Annotated in this window: 13 protein-coding genes, 2 tRNA genes, 2 rRNA genes and 1 pseudogene (1 of these 18 only partly in view); 13 read left to right on the top strand and 5 right to left on the bottom strand. The window is 63.2% G+C overall.

The genetic code is table 11. The annotated features are described in order from the left end of the window. Window positions 1-7 precede the first annotated feature (7 nt). On the bottom strand, window positions 8-778 hold the full coding sequence (lepB, locus tag QNA11_RS18295) for a signal peptidase I (RefSeq protein WP_283484241.1): 771 nt from the start codon (window positions 776-778) through the stop codon (window positions 8-10). A 242-nt stretch (window positions 779-1,020) separates the two neighbouring features. Here lepB and QNA11_RS18290 point away from each other — a divergent pair, with 242 nt between their 5' ends. The 5 genes from QNA11_RS18290 to QNA11_RS18270 all read left to right on the top strand — a co-directional run bounded on the left by QNA11_RS18290 (window position 1,021) and on the right by QNA11_RS18270 (window position 6,270). Then, on the top strand, window positions 1,021-1,896 hold the full coding sequence (locus tag QNA11_RS18290) for a phosphoribulokinase (RefSeq protein WP_202073917.1): 876 nt from the start codon (window positions 1,021-1,023) through the stop codon (window positions 1,894-1,896). Window positions 1,897-1,907: 11 nt separating this feature from the next. Next, window positions 1,908-3,899 carry a transketolase gene (tkt, locus tag QNA11_RS18285; RefSeq protein ID WP_283484107.1) on the top strand — a complete coding sequence of 664 codons (1,992 nt, stop codon included), beginning with the start codon at window positions 1,908-1,910 and terminating at the stop codon, window positions 3,897-3,899. A gap of 99 nt (window positions 3,900-3,998) precedes the next feature. After that, window positions 3,999-4,337, top strand: a complete 339-nt coding sequence (locus QNA11_RS18280; RefSeq protein WP_283484106.1) for a hypothetical protein — start codon at window positions 3,999-4,001, stop codon at window positions 4,335-4,337. A gap of 204 nt (window positions 4,338-4,541) precedes the next feature. Beyond that, entirely contained in the window at window positions 4,542-5,624 is a 1,083-nt protein-coding gene (gene fba, locus QNA11_RS18275; RefSeq protein WP_283484105.1) for a class II fructose-bisphosphate aldolase, read from the top strand. 4 nt (window positions 5,625-5,628) lie between these two features. Continuing rightward, window positions 5,629-6,270, top strand: coding sequence for a hypothetical protein (locus QNA11_RS18270; RefSeq protein WP_283484104.1), 642 nt, complete (start codon window positions 5,629-5,631; stop codon window positions 6,268-6,270). 57 nt (window positions 6,271-6,327) lie between these two features. Here QNA11_RS18270 and QNA11_RS18265 read toward each other — a convergent pair. Then, window positions 6,328-6,548: pseudogene (locus QNA11_RS18265) on the bottom strand (DUF2442 domain-containing protein). A 102-nt stretch (window positions 6,549-6,650) separates the two neighbouring features. Between QNA11_RS18265 and QNA11_RS18260 the strand changes: the two are divergent. From QNA11_RS18260 to QNA11_RS18225, 8 genes are all read left to right on the top strand, one after another. Continuing rightward, window positions 6,651-6,908 carry a type II toxin-antitoxin system RelB/DinJ family antitoxin gene (locus tag QNA11_RS18260; protein ID WP_283484103.1) on the top strand — a complete coding sequence of 86 codons (258 nt, stop codon included), beginning with the start codon at window positions 6,651-6,653 and terminating at the stop codon, window positions 6,906-6,908. Then, window positions 6,909-7,181, top strand: a complete 273-nt coding sequence (locus QNA11_RS18255) for a type II toxin-antitoxin system YafQ family toxin (RefSeq protein ID WP_283484102.1) — start codon at window positions 6,909-6,911, stop codon at window positions 7,179-7,181. It begins immediately after the preceding gene. Between the two features lie 12 nt (window positions 7,182-7,193). Beyond that, on the top strand, window positions 7,194-7,877 hold the full coding sequence (gene rpe, locus QNA11_RS18250) for a ribulose-phosphate 3-epimerase (RefSeq protein ID WP_283484101.1): 684 nt from the start codon (window positions 7,194-7,196) through the stop codon (window positions 7,875-7,877). A gap of 187 nt (window positions 7,878-8,064) precedes the next feature. Further along, window positions 8,065-9,660: a Na+/H+ antiporter gene (locus QNA11_RS18245; RefSeq protein WP_283484100.1), complete on the top strand. Its 1,596-nt coding sequence runs from the start codon at window positions 8,065-8,067 to the stop codon at window positions 9,658-9,660. Between the two features lie 175 nt (window positions 9,661-9,835). After that, window positions 9,836-11,272, top strand: coding sequence for a pyruvate kinase (locus QNA11_RS18240; protein WP_283484099.1), 1,437 nt, complete (start codon window positions 9,836-9,838; stop codon window positions 11,270-11,272). Between the two features lie 62 nt (window positions 11,273-11,334). Next, window positions 11,335-11,409: transfer RNA gene (locus tag QNA11_RS18235), tRNA-Gln, on the top strand. Window positions 11,410-11,591: 182 nt separating this feature from the next. Continuing rightward, complete coding sequence (locus tag QNA11_RS18230) at window positions 11,592-11,780, top strand: hypothetical protein (protein ID WP_283484098.1); 189 nt, start codon at window positions 11,592-11,594, stop codon at window positions 11,778-11,780. 695 nt (window positions 11,781-12,475) lie between these two features. After that, complete coding sequence (locus QNA11_RS18225) at window positions 12,476-12,817, top strand: zinc ribbon domain-containing protein YjdM (protein ID WP_283484240.1); 342 nt, start codon at window positions 12,476-12,478, stop codon at window positions 12,815-12,817. A gap of 318 nt (window positions 12,818-13,135) precedes the next feature. Here QNA11_RS18225 and QNA11_RS18220 read toward each other — a convergent pair. The 3 genes from QNA11_RS18220 to QNA11_RS18210 all read right to left on the bottom strand — a co-directional run. Then, window positions 13,136-13,212 (bottom strand) — tRNA-Met (locus tag QNA11_RS18220). Window positions 13,213-13,291: 79 nt separating this feature from the next. Then, a 5S ribosomal RNA gene (rrf, locus tag QNA11_RS18215) occupies window positions 13,292-13,407 on the bottom strand. Window positions 13,408-13,540: 133 nt separating this feature from the next. Further along, window positions 13,541-14,735 (bottom strand): 23S ribosomal RNA (locus tag QNA11_RS18210); it runs 1,745 nt beyond the window's last position.

Genomic DNA, 14,735 nt, shown 5'->3' with positions numbered 1-14,735 from the left:
TGTCCGCTCAATGCGCCGGCTTGAAGAGCCGATCCCAGCGCACCGACCAGGGCCAGCGCCAGAAGGCGAGCGCGGATTCGTCCTTCTTCACGGAGAAGAAAATGACCTCGGCCCGGCCGACGAGATTGACGAAGGGCACATAGCCGACGCCGCCAAGCTCCGGCGCAATGCGCGAGTCGGTAGAGTTGTCGCGGTTATCGCCCATCATGAAGTAATGGTCCGGCGGCACGACGAAGAGCTCGGTGTTGTCGTTGATGCCGTGGTCGCCCTCGATCTCGATGATCGTATGCTCGACCCCGGCATGTTCGGCGTCGCCCGGCAGCGTCTCGCGATAGGTCGCGACCGGAACCTCCTGCCCTTCGCGATTTTCGGTCCGCGCCTTGTCGATTTTCTCGCGCGGCACGACGACGCCGTTGATGTAGAGGCGGCCCTCGATCATCTGGATGCGGTCGCCGGGCATGCCGATCACGCGCTTGATATAGTCCGTCTCATTGTCGCGCGGCAGCTTGAAGACCACGACGTCGCCGCGCTTGGGCGGCGAGGCCAGAATGCGGCCGGAGAACACATTCGGCCCGAAAGGCATGGAATAGTTCGAATAGCCGTAGGCGTATTTGGAGACGAAGACGTAATCGCCGATGAGCAGCGTCGGGATCATCGACCCCGAGGGGATGTTGAACGGCTGGAACAGCAGCGTGCGGATGACGAGCGCAATGGCCAGAGCCTGGACGATGACCTTGACGGTCTCCAGAAGTCCGCCCTCTTCCTGTTTCTGGGCCATCGGGACGTTCCTGCTCAAGCCGTGCTCCTTGATCTGATGGGCGGCCAAACCCGCCCTGCGCCCCTTAGCACGCCAACGCGGGGATGAGAACCGGCGCCGTTCCGGCGGCGCGCGCCTCTTTGCTTTGGGCCCAATCCTCGAAAGCCTTTCCTTTACCGGACAGGCATGCGACAAGCCCAGCGCGGCGGGCCTTGCAGCAGATCGCCGTAAGCTCGAAAAGGAACTCACTGGGTCGCGCGCCGATGTCGGTCAAACACCCTATCATCTCGATCACCGGCTCGTCCGGGGCGGGCACGAGTTCGGTCAAGGCGACCTTCGAGCAGATTTTCCGCCGTGAGCGCATCGAGGTCGCCTATGTCGAAGGCGACAGCTTCCATCGCTACCCCCGCGACGTGATGAAAGCCAGGATGGCCGAGGCGCAGGCCAAGGGCAATCCGCATTTCAGCCATTTCGGCTCCGACGCCAATCTCCTCCCGGAGCTGGAGAACCTCTTCCGCGAATATGGCGAGACAGGCTCTGGCCGCTACCGCCACTACGCCCATGACGAGAACGAGGCTGCCCAGCTCGCCGTGCCGCCCGGGCAGTTCACCGATTGGCAGGAGCTGCCCCCCAATACGGACATCCTCTTCTATGAGGGGCTGCATGGCGCGGTGGTGACCGACGAGGTCAATGTCGCCCGCTACGCCGATCTCAAGATCGGCGTCGTGCCGGTCATTAACCTCGAATGGACCCAGAAGCTCCACCGCGACCGCAACTCGCGCGGCTACACCACCGAGGCCGTGACCGAGACCATTCTGCGCCGCATGCACGACTATGTGCATTACATCTGCCCGCAGTTCTCGGAGACCGACATCAACTTCCAGCGGGCGCCGACCGTCGACACATCCAACCCCTTCGTGGCGCGCTCCATCCCGACGCCTGACGAATCCATCGTCGTCATCCGCTTCCGCGAGCCGCGCGGGGTGGACTTTCCCTATCTCGTGACGATGATCGCCGGGAGCTGGATGTCGCGCGCCAATTCGATCGTCATTCCCGGCAATAAGCTCGATCTCGCGATGCAGCTCATCCTCACGCCGAGGATCCTCGAACTCGTAAAGCGCCGTAAGAGCGCGACCTGAAAGAACGGAATATGTCCAAAGCACTCGAACTCGACGCGCGTAGCTGCGCCAACGCCATCCGCGCCCTCGCCATGGACGCGGTGGAAAAGGCCAAATCCGGCCATCCGGGCATGCCCATGGGCATGGCCGACGTCGCCACCGTGCTGTTCCAGCGCTTCATGAAGTTCGACGCCAGCCAGCCGGATTGGCCCGACCGCGACCGCTTTGTGCTCTCGGCCGGCCACGGCTCCATGCTGCTCTACGCCCTGCACTATCTGCTCGGCTATCCGGGCATGACCAAGGCCGATCTCGAAAACTTCCGCCAGTTCGGCGCGCCGACGGCGGGGCATCCGGAATATGGCCATGCGCCGGGCGTCGAGACCACCACGGGCCCGCTGGGCCAGGGCCTCGCCACCGCCGTCGGCATGGCGATCGCCGAGCGCCTGACCGCGGCGCGCTTCGGCGATGATCTCGTCGACCACAACACCTATGTCATCGCGGGCGACGGCTGTCTGATGGAGGGCCTGAGCCATGAGGCGATCGACCTCGCGGGGCACTTGAAGCTCTCCCGCATGATCGTGTTCTGGGACGACAACTCGATCTCGATCGACGGCCCGACCGATCTCTCGACCTCCACAGACCAATGCGCGCGCTTCGCCGCCGCCGGCTGGCATACGCAGCGGGTCGACGGCCACGATATGGAAGCTGTGGCCAAGGCGATCGAGATCGCCACGGCCGACCCGCGCCCCTCGATGATCGCCTGCCGCACGGTGATCGGCTATGGCGCGCCGGGCAAGCAGGGCAAGGAGTCGGTCCACGGCGCGCCGCTCGGCGCGACGGAAGTCGCCGCCGCCCGCGAGACGCTGCTCTGGCCGCATACGCCTTTCGACGTTCCGGAGCCGATCCTCTCCGCCTGGCGCGCCGCCGGCCAACGCGGCGCGGACGCGCGCGCAGCGTGGGAGAAGCGCCTCGCCGCCTCGCCGAAGGGCCGCGCCTTCGAGACCTTCCTGTCGAACGATGTCGCGGCGGAAATCGCCGGCCCGCTCGCGGCGTTCCGCGCGACGCTCGCCGCCGAGAAGCCCAAGGTCGCGACCCGAAAATCCTCTGAAATGACGCTCGGCGTCATCAATGAGGCGACGGCGGCGACGATCGGCGGCTCGGCCGACCTCACCCACTCCAACTTCACCCTCACCAAGGGCATGGGCTCGGTGCGGCCGGGCGATTTCTCTGGGCGCTACCTCCACTATGGCGTGCGCGAATTCGGCATGTCGGCGGCCATGAACGGCATCGCGCTGCATGGCGGCTTCGTGCCCTATGGCGGCACCTTCCTGGTTTTCTCGGACTATGCGCGCGGCGGCATCCGCCTCTCGGCGCTCATGGGCCTGCGCGTGATTTACGTGCTGACCCACGACTCGATCGGTCTGGGCGAGGACGGCCCGACCCATCAGCCGATCGAGCATCTGGCGTCGCTGCGCGCCATGCCCAATCTGCTGGTTTTCCGCCCGGCCGACGCCATCGAAACGGCGGAATGCTGGGAACTTGCCATCGCGCAGAAGGCGACCCCTTCCCTACTCAGCCTCTCGCGCCAGAACCTGCCGACGCTGGATCGCCCCGTCTCCGAAAACCTTTCGGCCAAGGGCGCCTATGTCGTGCGCGAGCCGGAGGGCGGCCGCGACGTGACGATCCTCGCCACGGGCTCCGAGGTCGAGATCGCGCTCGCCGGCGCCGACGCCCTCGCCGCGAAGGGCGTCAAGGCCGCGGTCGTCTCCATGCCCTGCTGGGAGCTGTTCGAGGCGCAATCCGCCGACTATCGCGCGCAGGTGCTGGGCAAGGGCCCGCGCATCGGCGTCGAGGCGGCGGCGCGGCTCGGCTGGGACCGCTGGCTCGGCGAGCATAGCGTCTTCATCGGCATGACGGGCTTTGGCGCCAGCGCGCCGGCTCCGGAGCTTTACAAGCACTTCGGCATCACGGCCGAAGCGGTGGCGGAAGCGGGCGTCGCGCTGGTCGGGGCGGCCCGCGCCTGAGCGGGTTCGGAGCTTCGCCGGACGGGCAGCTCCGCAAGAGATGTGTTAGAGTGCCTCGGCCGGCCGACGGCCGAGGCATTTTGCATAATGGACCCAGCTTTGAGCGACGAACCCGAAAACCTCACATTAGCGCTGCTGCGCAAGATCGATAAGAAAGTTGACGCCGTCGACGCGAAAGTGGACGCGTTGCGAGTCCAGCTTCACGCCGAGATCGGCGACGCCAAAACTGAGCTTCGTTCCGAGATGCACTCGCTGCGCGCCGATATCGCCTCCGACATGCTGACCCTCGAAAAGCGTCTCTCCGACCAGATCGTGGGGCTGCGCCGCGCTGTGGTGGAATATCACTCCTCGGCGGTGGGACACGGCGTCCTGCTGAGCGAGTTCGAGGAGCGCCTGCTCCGCCTCGAGCGCCACGTGGGCCTGCGCGAGAGTCACTGAATGTCCTAGAGGCGGATTTTCTCTCCGCCTCCCTGCCTCCGGGTCGCCGTCATGGCCGGGACCGAGCCCGGCCATGACGGGCGGGGAACGATTGTCAAGCTCTCCTCGCCGCGGCTGGCCCTTGTTTCCCGTACGATGTAGATAACCGCGCAAGTTCCCGCTATTTCACTCGGCATCCGCCTCTAATAAGGGAGAATCTTCCCAATGGCCCTCGTCACCCTGCGACAGCTTCTCGATCACGCCGCCGAGCACGACTATGGCGTGCCCGCCTTCAACATCAACAATATGGAGCAGGGCCTCGCGGTGCTGGAGGCGGCCTCCGCCGTCGATGCGCCGGTCATCATCCAGGCCTCGCGCGGCGCGCGCAATTACGCCAACGACATCATGCTCGCCAAGATGATCGAGGCGCTCATCGCCATGTATCCCGACATCCCGATCGTGATGCACCAGGACCATGGCAATAGCGAAGCCACCTGCGCCAGCGCCATCCGCTTCGGCTTCTCCTCGGTGATGATGGACGGCTCGCTGAAGGCCGACGGCAAGACGCCCGCCGATTATCAATACAATGTCGACGTCACCCGCCGCGTCGTCGATCTCGCCCATTGGGTCGGCGCCTCGGTCGAGGGCGAGCTCGGCGTGCTCGGCTCGCTGGAAACCGGCGAGGGCGAGAAGGAAGACGGCCACGGCGCCGAGGGCAAGCTCAGCCACGACCAGTTGCTCACCGACCCGGCGCAGGCCGAGGATTTCGTCGCCCGCACCAAGGTCGACGCGCTGGCCATCGCCATGGGCACCTCGCATGGCGCCTATAAGTTCACGCGCAAGCCCGACGGCGCGATCCTCGCGATGAAGGTGGTCGAGGAAATCCACCGCCGCCTGCCGAACACCCATCTGGTGATGCACGGCTCGTCCTCCGTGCCTCAGGAGCTGCAGGACGCGTTCAACGCCGCCGGCGGCGAAATGCCCCAGACCTGGGGCGTGCCGGTCGAGGAGATCCAGCGCGGCATCAAATTCGGCGTGCGCAAGATCAACATCGACACCGACTGCCGCATCGCCATGACGGCGGCCATCCGCGCGACGCTGAACAAGAACAAGGGCGAATTCGACCCGCGCAAATATTTGAAGCCCGCGCAGGAGGCCATGGTGAAGGTCTGCAAGCAGCGCTACGAGGAATTCGGCACGGCCGGCCAGGCGAGCAAGATCAAGCCCGTGCCAATGGCGGAGATGGCCAAGCGCTACGCCAGCGGCGCGCTCGATCCGCAGTTCGCGACGAAGAAGGCGGCGGAGTGAGGGTTTGACGACGTACCTCGGCCGGGGCTCCCGGCCGAGGATGGAATGGAGTTCGCTCGATTCCGTTCGAGCGCGCAGCCGCCTTTTCGACAAAGTCATTATTGCAATCGACTACAATCGAGCGGTGAACTATACTATGGACTTTTTAGCTCATTTCAAGGATATAGCATCAATCGCCACACCGTTTATCATTGCAGCGTTTGGATTTATCATCAATTCGACAATTCAGAAACAGAATAAGCTCGCCGAACGAAGCTCTGCTCTTGCAAAGCAATGGGCCGACGAGTTCGCAAAATCGTCAAGTGACATAGATGAGAAGGCGACATCTGTAGTAGCCACATACTTCAAACTAAAAAACAAAGACTCCTTCGTAACGGGGGACATCGACGAAGAGCTTAAGAAATTTGATCAGTATATAAGAGACACCGCTTATTTTCTTGCCATTGAACGGCTTAGGCTGGAGAAGTTCGTCCCCCTTGCGCCGCGAAATGGAGACGACCTGCTTGCGGCATTCGATGAGTTGCACAAGGAAATTCTGACGTGGTTCAGCAACAAGGGTGGAGACGTGGAAAAGCTCCGCGCAAAACAGGCTAAATTCAATAGCTTATCTCGCAGACTTCACCGTGAAATACTTGAACTGGACTAGCTGACTGCTTCTTCTGCGCCCGTTTTTCAACGCGCCCGCCGCGTCTCCAGCCGTCGCCTAATCGCTTTTTCCCGCCAATAGCCCCGCGATCGAAATATCCTCGCCAGTTCATCCCAGTGCAGCCCTTCACGGCTAATCTCGAAGGCGAGGCGCTGTCTGGGCGTTGCATTGAGAAGGCGCGGGAACCAAGCGAGCGGCACGCCCAAGACTCGCCCATCGGACAATTCGACCCCCATGCTGTCATCGTCGAAACGCAGCGATTCAGCCGAAATAGTCATGCCTATTTCCTTTTGGCGGGTTTGCTCCGCTCAAGGTGCTTTCAGGCTTGAATGGGCCCTCCTCGAGATTAATATCCTCAGCAGACGATTGGGAGCCCTCACATGTCCTCGGATGAAATCGTCCAGGCCCGGATCGACTCGGAGACGAAAAGACGCGCCGCCGCCGTCCTGGAGGGGATGGGCCTGTCGATCTCGGACGCCATCCGCCTGCTGATGCTGCGCATTGTCGATCAGCAGCGCCTGCCTTTCGAAACCGGCGCGCCAAACGCCGAAACCGTCGAGGCGATGAACGAATTGGCTTCCGGCAAGGGGGAGCGGTTCAGCAACGCGACCGAGCTTTACAAAGACCTGGATCTTTGAATGCTGACGCCGGTCCGGTCCGGGCGCTTCAAAAAGGATGTGAAGCTCGCCGAGAGGCGCGGCAAAGACCTCGACAAGCTCAAAGCCGTCCTCCTGCTCTTGCTCGAAGGCGCGGCGCTTTCGCCCGATTATCGCGACCATCCTTTGAAAGGCGAATGGAAAGGTTTTCGCGATCTGCATATTGAGCCCGACTGGCTGCTGATTTACCGCATCGAAGGCGAGGAACTGCAGCTCGCCCGCACTGGATCGCATGCGGACCTCTTCGACGAATAGGATAAACCGCCCTTGTCGCCCGACACCATCATCGCCCCTTCCATCCTCTCCGCCGACTTCGCCAGGCTCGGCGAGGAGACCCGCGCCATGGAGGCTGCTGGCGCCGACTGGATTCACCTCGACGTGATGGACGGGCATTTTGTGCCCAACATCACCTTCGGCCCCGCCGTGGTCGCGGCGCTGCGGCCGCACACCAAGCTGCCGCTCGACGTGCATCTGATGATCTCGCCCATCGACCCCTATATCGGCGCCTTCGCCGACGCCGGCGCGGACATCATCACGGTCCATGCCGAAGGCGGCCCGCATCTGCATCGCTCGCTGCAAGCCATTCGCGCGCGCGGCAAGAAGGCGGGGGTCTCGCTCAATCCGGCGACGCATGAGAGCGCGCTGCAATATGTGCTCGACGACATCGACCTCATCCTCGTCATGAGCGTCAACCCGGGCTTCGGCGGCCAGAGCTTCATCCCCGCCCAGCTCGCCAAAATTCGCGCCATCCGCGAGATGATCGGCCCCCGCCCTATTCGCCTCGAAGTCGATGGCGGCGTGACGCCCGAGACCGCCCCCGCCATTGTCGAAGCCGGCGCCGACGCGCTGGTGGCGGGCTCGGCGGCCTTCCGTGGCGGGCCCTCCCAATTTGCCGGCAATATCGCGGCGCTGCGCGCCGCTGCGGCGAGCGCCGGAACCGTATCGGTCTAGCGCTATTTCCGCTTGAACCGCTCACACCGGGCCCCTGTCATTCCCGGCGGACTGAAAGCCCGCCGGGAATGACAAGGCCCAATGCGAGCTGTTCAAACGGAAATGGTATGACACGAGCCAATCGAACCAATTTCCTACAACGCCCGCCTTTCAATCGGCGCCGCTCATGCTCTAGGCTGGGAGCGATATGACCCACGCCCCTTTCACGATCCTTCTCGCGCTGCTCATTGCCGCGCTGCTTTTGTCGCTTGTCGCCAAGCATCTGAGGATGCCGCCCGCCGCCGCCTATGTCATCGGCGGCATGGCGCTGGCGCTCACCCCCGCCAAGCCGCCCTTCACGATCGACCCGGAATTCATCCTGACGCTCTTTCTGCCGCCGCTGCTGCAGGCGAGCGCCTATTTCACCGTCTGGCGCGATTTCAAAGCCAATCTGCGGCCGATTCTGATGCTCGCCATCGGCGCGGTGATCTTCACCACGCTCGTCGTCGGCCTCGTCGTGCATGCGTTGCTGCCAGAGCTGCCGCTCGCGGCCGGCTTTTGCCTGGGCGCCATCGTCTCGCCGCCCGACGCCGTCGCCGCCAAAGCTGTTTTGCAGCGCGTCCCGGTCCCGCCGCGGCTCGTGACCATTCTCGAAGGCGAGAGTCTCGTCAACGACGCCTCCGGCCTCATGCTCTACCGCCTGGCGGCGGCCGCCGCGCTCACCGGCGTCTTCGACTGGTCGGACGCCGCGATCATGTTCGGCCGCCTGTCGGCGGGGGGCGTCGCCGTCGGCCTCGTCGCGGGCCTCTTCGCCAACGGCGCCATGTCGCGCCTGCGCGACACGCAGCTCCTCATTCTCGCAAGCTTCCTCATCTCTTGGGCGACCTATGTCGGCGCCGAGGCGCTGCATGTCTCCGGCGTATTGGCCGTGGTGACGGCCGGACTCCTGATGGGCTGGGCCCAGCACGCCATTCTCGATGCGCAAAGCCGCATCGAGATGCAGACGGTCTGGCGCGCCGCCGTCTTCGTCATGGAAGCGATGGTTTTCATCCTGATCGGGCTGGCGCTGCGCAAGGTCGTCGAAGGACTCGGCGGCTTCAATGCGGCCGCCGCCTCGGCCGTTGTCGACGCGTTGATCGTCACCGCCGCCGTCATCGGCGCGCGCTTTGTCTGGGTGTTCCCCGCCACTTATCTGCCGCGCCTCGCGCCCGCCGTGCGCAATTATGACCCCTGCCCGTCCGTCTCCGTCCCCATCGTCGTCGGCTGGGCGGGCATGCGCGGCGTCGTGAGTCTCGCCGCGGCGCTCGCTTTACCGGCCGATTTTCCCGGCCGGGATTTCATCGTGCTGGCGACCTTCGTCGTCATCGCCGTCACCGTGCTTTTGCAAGGCGCAACGCTCGGCCCACTCGTCGATTGGCTGAAGCCGACCGCCCGTCCCCCCGGCGCGGTCGCGCATCTCGACGACCATGCGGCGCGCGAGAAGGTCTATCAGGCGGCGATTCTCGTGGTTGCGGCCGAAGTCGATGGGGACGGCAAGGAACGGCATCCCATGCTGCTCGAAGATTACCGGCGCCGCGTGACGATCCACCAGCGCGCCCAGCGCGAGGGCGACGCGCTGATTGAAACCAAGCGCGCCCATTTCGCCATGGCGCTCGCCGCCGTCGGCGGCGCGCGCGCGGAGCTTTTGCGCCTGCATCGCGCCGGAGACATCCACGACGCGACGCTGCACGCGATCGAAGCGGAGCTCGATCTGGAAGAGTCGCGGTTGCAGCGCCTCTCCGGCGAGGCCGCGCCGGCGCATTAATGCGCCTTTAGAGCCGCCGTCATTGCGAGCGAAGCGAAGCAATCCAGGGCCGCGTTGCTGCCCTGGGTTGCTTCGTCGGCTTCGCCTCCTCGCAATGACGGCGGAGCGGAACGACGCCGTGTAACAGTCCTGTCGCTTCGCTCATGCTTAAATCACGCGAGGAGGCGGTGAGCTGATGGACACGACCGAGCGCGATCTCAGGAGGCTGCGCGACGACGTCGCGGCCCTGCGCGAGGCAGTCCAAACGGAAGGCGACGCGCGCCTCGCCGATTGGGGCGCCGCAGCGGCGGCGATGCCCGGCGCCCGCAACCTTGCTTATTACCTCGCCCTGCGCGGGCGCAACCTGATCGCGCTGCAATTGCGCCTCGCTTCTTACGGCCTCTCCTCGCTCGGGCGGAGCGAAGCGGATGTGCTCGGCGCGCTCGATGCGCTTCTCGCGACTCTGCGCCGGCTCTGCGGAGAGACCGCGGCTTATCCCGCGCGCCGAAGCGACGACGCCCTCGCCGCCGCTTGCGACCAGATATTCGGCGACGGCGACACGCGCACCCGCATTATGGCGACCTTGCCGAGCGAAGCCGCGGACGACCCCGGCCTCGTCGCAGCGCTGATCGACGCGGGTATGGATTGCGCCCGGATCAATTGCGCACACGACGACGCCGCCGCCTGGAAGCGCATGGCGGGCCATGTCCGCTCGGCCGCCGAGCGGCTCGGGCGGCCCTGCCGCGTGCTAATGGACGTCGCCGGCCCCAAGCTGCGCTTGGAAGAGGTGCGCGGGCCCGAGAAATGCCGCCTCTTCGCCGGCGACCGCCTGCGCCTCGTCGATCAACTCGATAAGCGCGGCAAGGGGATCGCCGCGGCGTTGAATTTCCCGCGCATCGTCGGCCAACTCCAGGCGGGCGCCGAGATTTCCTTCGACGACGGCAAGGCCTCGGGCCGCGTTCTCGCCCGCGAGAGCGACGGCGTCGAGATCGAGATCACCGCGGCGCGCGCCAAGGGGCTGCGGCTCAAACCCGGCAAGGGCGTCAATCTCCCCGCCGTCGACCTCGATCTTTCGCCGCTGACGCCCAAGGATCTCGCCGATCTCGACGCCGTCGCAAAGCTCGCCGACCTTGTCGGCTTCTCCTTCGTCCAGCGGGTCGAGGACATCGCTTTGCTCGATCGTGAGCTTGCCGCCCGGCGCCCGGATGCGCCCCGGCAGGGCCTGGTGCTCAAGATCGAGACGCCGCGCGCGATCCGCAACCTTCCAAGACTGATCGTGGCCGCGGCGGCGCGCGGTCCCGCCGCCGTGATGATCGCGCGCGGCGACCTCGCCGTGGAAGTCGGCTTCGTCCGTCTTTCGGAGATGCAGGAGGAGATTCTCTGGCTCTGCGAGGCCGCGCATGTCCCGGTCATCTGGGCGACCCAGGTGCTCGATCAATTCGTCCACGAAGGCGTCGCCAGCCGCCCCGAGACAACCGACGCCGCCATGGCGCAGCGCGCCGATTGCGTCATGCTCAACAAGGGCAGCTATCTGCCGCAGGGCGTGCGCTTCTTGCGCGAAGTGCTCGGGCGCATGGAGCGCCACCAATCCAAGAAATTCCCCAGGCTGGCGCGGCTCGAGGCGTGGTCTTGAGCCAAATGCCATACTCCCGGGTTGCAGAGCGGCGCCGGCCGCATTATGGAGAGCGAGCGCTTTGGGGCGTCGCCAAGTGGTAAGGCAGCGGATTTTGATTCCGCCATACGGAGGTTCGAATCCTCCCGCCCCAGCCACAACCGGACAACATGTTGTCGACGAAAAGCGCGTCTGAGCCCGGGCAGGTTTTTCACGTCCCGTAAGCTCGCAAGGGCCGCCGCCCCATTCATGCCTGCTTGATGGATACTATCCAGCTCATGGTGCGGAATCTGTCGCGAAGGCGACCGTCACAACTCGAATTGAACAAGGCTAAAGTAAAATGAGCGCGCGGAGTTCGACCCCCTTGGCAGTCGCCATCCTTGGCTTGTTGCTGGCGATCGTGAGCTACGGAATCAAAGATCCGAAAATTGCGACCCTCGTCTATGGATCAGGGCTCATTTCCGCCGGCTTCGCCCTGCTGCATTGGTTCATGATTCCTCAGGGACGCAAGGTTCCGCCGAGCCTTTGACGGCCCTTCGTCGTCGCGACCAACAGGCGCAGCACCCCTGCGCCTCACCATCCCGCGACGAAAATCTCGACGAAGGCGGCAAAGTAAAGCAGAGCTACGACACCGACGACCACTTTGTCTTCCGCCATCGTTGCGCCCTCCTCGCGCAGGCCTCCCAAGGGCCAAACCTAAAGTCCGCGGCCTTCGAGAAAAGGGCGCCAGCGGGATTTTTGCGGAGGGGCGCACCGGCGCGCATATTCCTTCGGGGGCGTCTTCTTCCCTTTTGCGTTCTGCGCCATTCCATAAACGCAGCACGAACCTGCTCGAACAGGCGCGGCTGGAGGAAGCCGTAATCGTAGCGATCCGAGCGTGGGAGTTTGGCGCACCGCCACTTTCGGAGCGGCCCATGCCTTCGAAGTCTTGGCGATCTGAAATTCTGATTTTTCGTAGGTCAATTACTGGAAAGTTGGAATTTGGAGGCGGCCCGGCCTCACGATCAGCCGCCTAAATCCGACTGCGGGACGCGCCTGCGCCGGTTCCGTTTCGGCCACGGATAGAGTAGGAGAAGCTACTTCCCTCTAGCGCGCTTTCCGCTCGCATAGAAATCATGCGAGTGATAGGAAAGCTTGCAGATTCAAAAAGCTGGAGCGCATCCTTATCGCAGAGGTCTTTCAACTTTTGCGGAATGCGCTCTAAGACACAGGAAATGGATAGACATGAAGTGTCCAAAATGCGGTTCGGAATATGCTTACCAGGATGGCGCTTTGTGGACTTGCCCGGAATGCGCGCATGAGTGGAGCGAAGCGCAGGCTGCGCCTGAAGCTCCAGCGCAAGGCGAAGGTGTGCGCGACGCAAATGGCAATCTGCTGGCGACGGGCGATACGGTAAGCCTGATCAAGGATTTGAAGGTCAAGGGATCATCCTCGACCGTTAAAAGCGGCGCCAAGGTCAAAAACATCCGCTTGGTCGACGATGCTGTCGATGGTCACAATATCGCGTGTAAAATCGATGGGATTGGCGCGATCTACCTAAAATCGGAGTTCGTCAGGAAGGCTTGATTGCTTCGCGCTGCGGCGCGGCCTGAAGGCTGCATGGCGTCCTTCCCCTGAGAATTGCGGAGCCAAAGGCAGCGACAGCCCCGCAATTGCTTGCAGGCAAGTGAGCAGCGATTGTCCTGCAACCATTCCTTTCCAGCAATCTGTTCGCAATAGAAGGCGGCGCGCAGTTGCGCCTCGATCGCGTGCGCGCTCGCCGAGAACGGATCGCCCGCGGCGTGGGGCCGCGCCGGCGCACGATGCCGGGTCGAGTTCTGCCGACGCCTTTCGGCGCGGCGAAAAGGCTTTTTATTACAGGGATCTGCTGGGGAAACGTCAGCTTGGATGCGGGGGCAGGATTTGAACCTGCGACCTTCAGGTTATGAGCCTGACGAGCTACCGGGCTGCTCCACCCCGCGACAAGCGAGAAGCGCCGCTTTTTTGGAGCGGCGCTTTTGGTTTGGGATCGGAAGAGGAAGGAAGCGATGTGTTTGGCAGGCCTGGCGACGACCTACTCTCCCAGGTCTTGAGACATAGTACCATTGGCGCGGAAGCGTTTGACGGCCGAGTTCGGGATGGGATCGGGTCTGATCGCTTCGCCGAAGGCCACCAGGCCGGCGAAACACATCGAAGCAAACGGGCGCTGTGCGCTTTGTCTTTCCATCATCCATCTTCGCGTGTTCCCGAAAAGTGCGTAGCGGTTTTCGGATAAGAACACGCGCAAAAGATGGGCATTGATAAATGAGAGCGATCAAGCCAATCGAGCGATTAGTACCGGTAAGCTACGCAGGTCGCCCTGCTTCCACACCCGGCCTATCAACGTGGTCGTCTTCCACGGCTCTCGAGGGAGCACTGGTTTTGAGGTGGGTTTCCCGCTTAGATGCCTTCAGCGGTTATCCCGTCCATACATAGCTACCCTGCACTGCGGCTGGCGCCACAACAGGTCCACCAGAGGTATGTTCATCCCGGTCCTCTCGTACTAGGGACAAATCCTCTCAATACTCCTACACCCACGGCAGATAGGGACCGAACTGTCTCACGACGTTCTGAACCCAGCTCACGTACCACTTTAATCGGCGAACAGCCGAACCCTTGGGACCTTCTCCAGCCCCAGGATGTGATGAGCCGACATCGAGGTGCCAAACAACCCCGTCGATATGGACTCTTGGGGGTTATCAGCCTGTTATCCCCGGCGTACCTTTTATCCGTTGAGCGATGGCCCACCCACTCGGGACCACCGGATCACTATGACCGACTTTCGTCTCTGCTCGACTTGTCTGTCTCGCAGTCAGGCAGGCTTATGCCATTGCACTCGACGACCGATTTCCGACCGGTCTGAGCCCACCATCGCGCGCCTCCGTTACTCTTTGGGAGGCGACCGCCCCAGTCAAACTGCCTACCATGCATTGTCCCGGACCCGGATGACGGATCGCGGTTAGACATCCATGACGATAAGGGTGGTATTTCAAGGGTGGCTCCACACGAGCTGGCGCCCATGCTTCATAGCCTACCACCTATCCTACACATGCCGACACGAATGCCAATGCAAAGTTACAGTAAAGGTGCACGGGGTCTTTCCGTCTGACCGCAGGAACCCCGCATCTTCACGGGGAATTCAATTTCACTGAGCTGACGTTGGAGACAGCGGGGAAGTCATTACGCCATTCGTGCAGGTCGGAACTTACCCGACAAGGAATTTCGCTACCTTAGGACCGTTATATTTACGGCCGCCGTTTACCGGGGCTTCAATTCAAGGCGTGAACCTCTCCTCTTAACCTTCCGGCACCGGGCAGGCGTCAGACCCTATACGTCATCTTGCGATTTCGCAGAGCCCTGTGTTTTTGTTAAACAGTTGCCACCCCCTGGTCTGTGCCCCTCCGATCTGGTTGCCCAAACCGAAGGCCTCCTTATCCCGAAGTTACGGAGGTAAATTGCCGAGTTC

The sequence above is a fragment of the Methylocystis sp. JR02 genome (assembly GCF_030063565.1).
Lineage (GTDB): Bacteria > Pseudomonadota > Alphaproteobacteria > Rhizobiales > Beijerinckiaceae > Methylocystis > Methylocystis iwaonis.
Note: the sequence above shows the minus strand (reverse complement) of the source record. Positions and strands in the feature narration are given on the sequence as shown.

Bases quoted from the DNA above. Each gene is read 5' to 3' on its own strand.
- QNA11_RS18255 (WP_283484102.1), top strand. From the start codon at position 6,909: ATGCTGACGCCGGTCCGGTCCGGGCGCTTCAAAAAGGATGTGAAGCTC.
- QNA11_RS18290 (WP_202073917.1), top strand. From the start codon at position 1,021: ATGTCGGTCAAACACCCTATCATCTCGATCACCGGCTCGTCCGGGGCG.
- fba (WP_283484105.1), top strand. From the start codon at position 4,542: ATGGCCCTCGTCACCCTGCGACAGCTTCTCGATCACGCCGCCGAGCAC.
- QNA11_RS18245 (WP_283484100.1), top strand. From the start codon at position 8,065: ATGACCCACGCCCCTTTCACGATCCTTCTCGCGCTGCTCATTGCCGCG.
- tkt (WP_283484107.1), top strand. From the start codon at position 1,908: ATGTCCAAAGCACTCGAACTCGACGCGCGTAGCTGCGCCAACGCCATC.
- lepB (WP_283484241.1), bottom strand. From the start codon at position 778: ATGGCCCAGAAACAGGAAGAGGGCGGACTTCTGGAGACCGTCAAGGTC.
- QNA11_RS18260 (WP_283484103.1), top strand. From the start codon at position 6,651: ATGTCCTCGGATGAAATCGTCCAGGCCCGGATCGACTCGGAGACGAAA.
- QNA11_RS18225 (WP_283484240.1), top strand. From the start codon at position 12,476: ATGAAGTGTCCAAAATGCGGTTCGGAATATGCTTACCAGGATGGCGCT.
- QNA11_RS18240 (WP_283484099.1), top strand. From the start codon at position 9,836: ATGGACACGACCGAGCGCGATCTCAGGAGGCTGCGCGACGACGTCGCG.
- QNA11_RS18230 (WP_283484098.1), top strand. From the start codon at position 11,592: ATGAGCGCGCGGAGTTCGACCCCCTTGGCAGTCGCCATCCTTGGCTTG.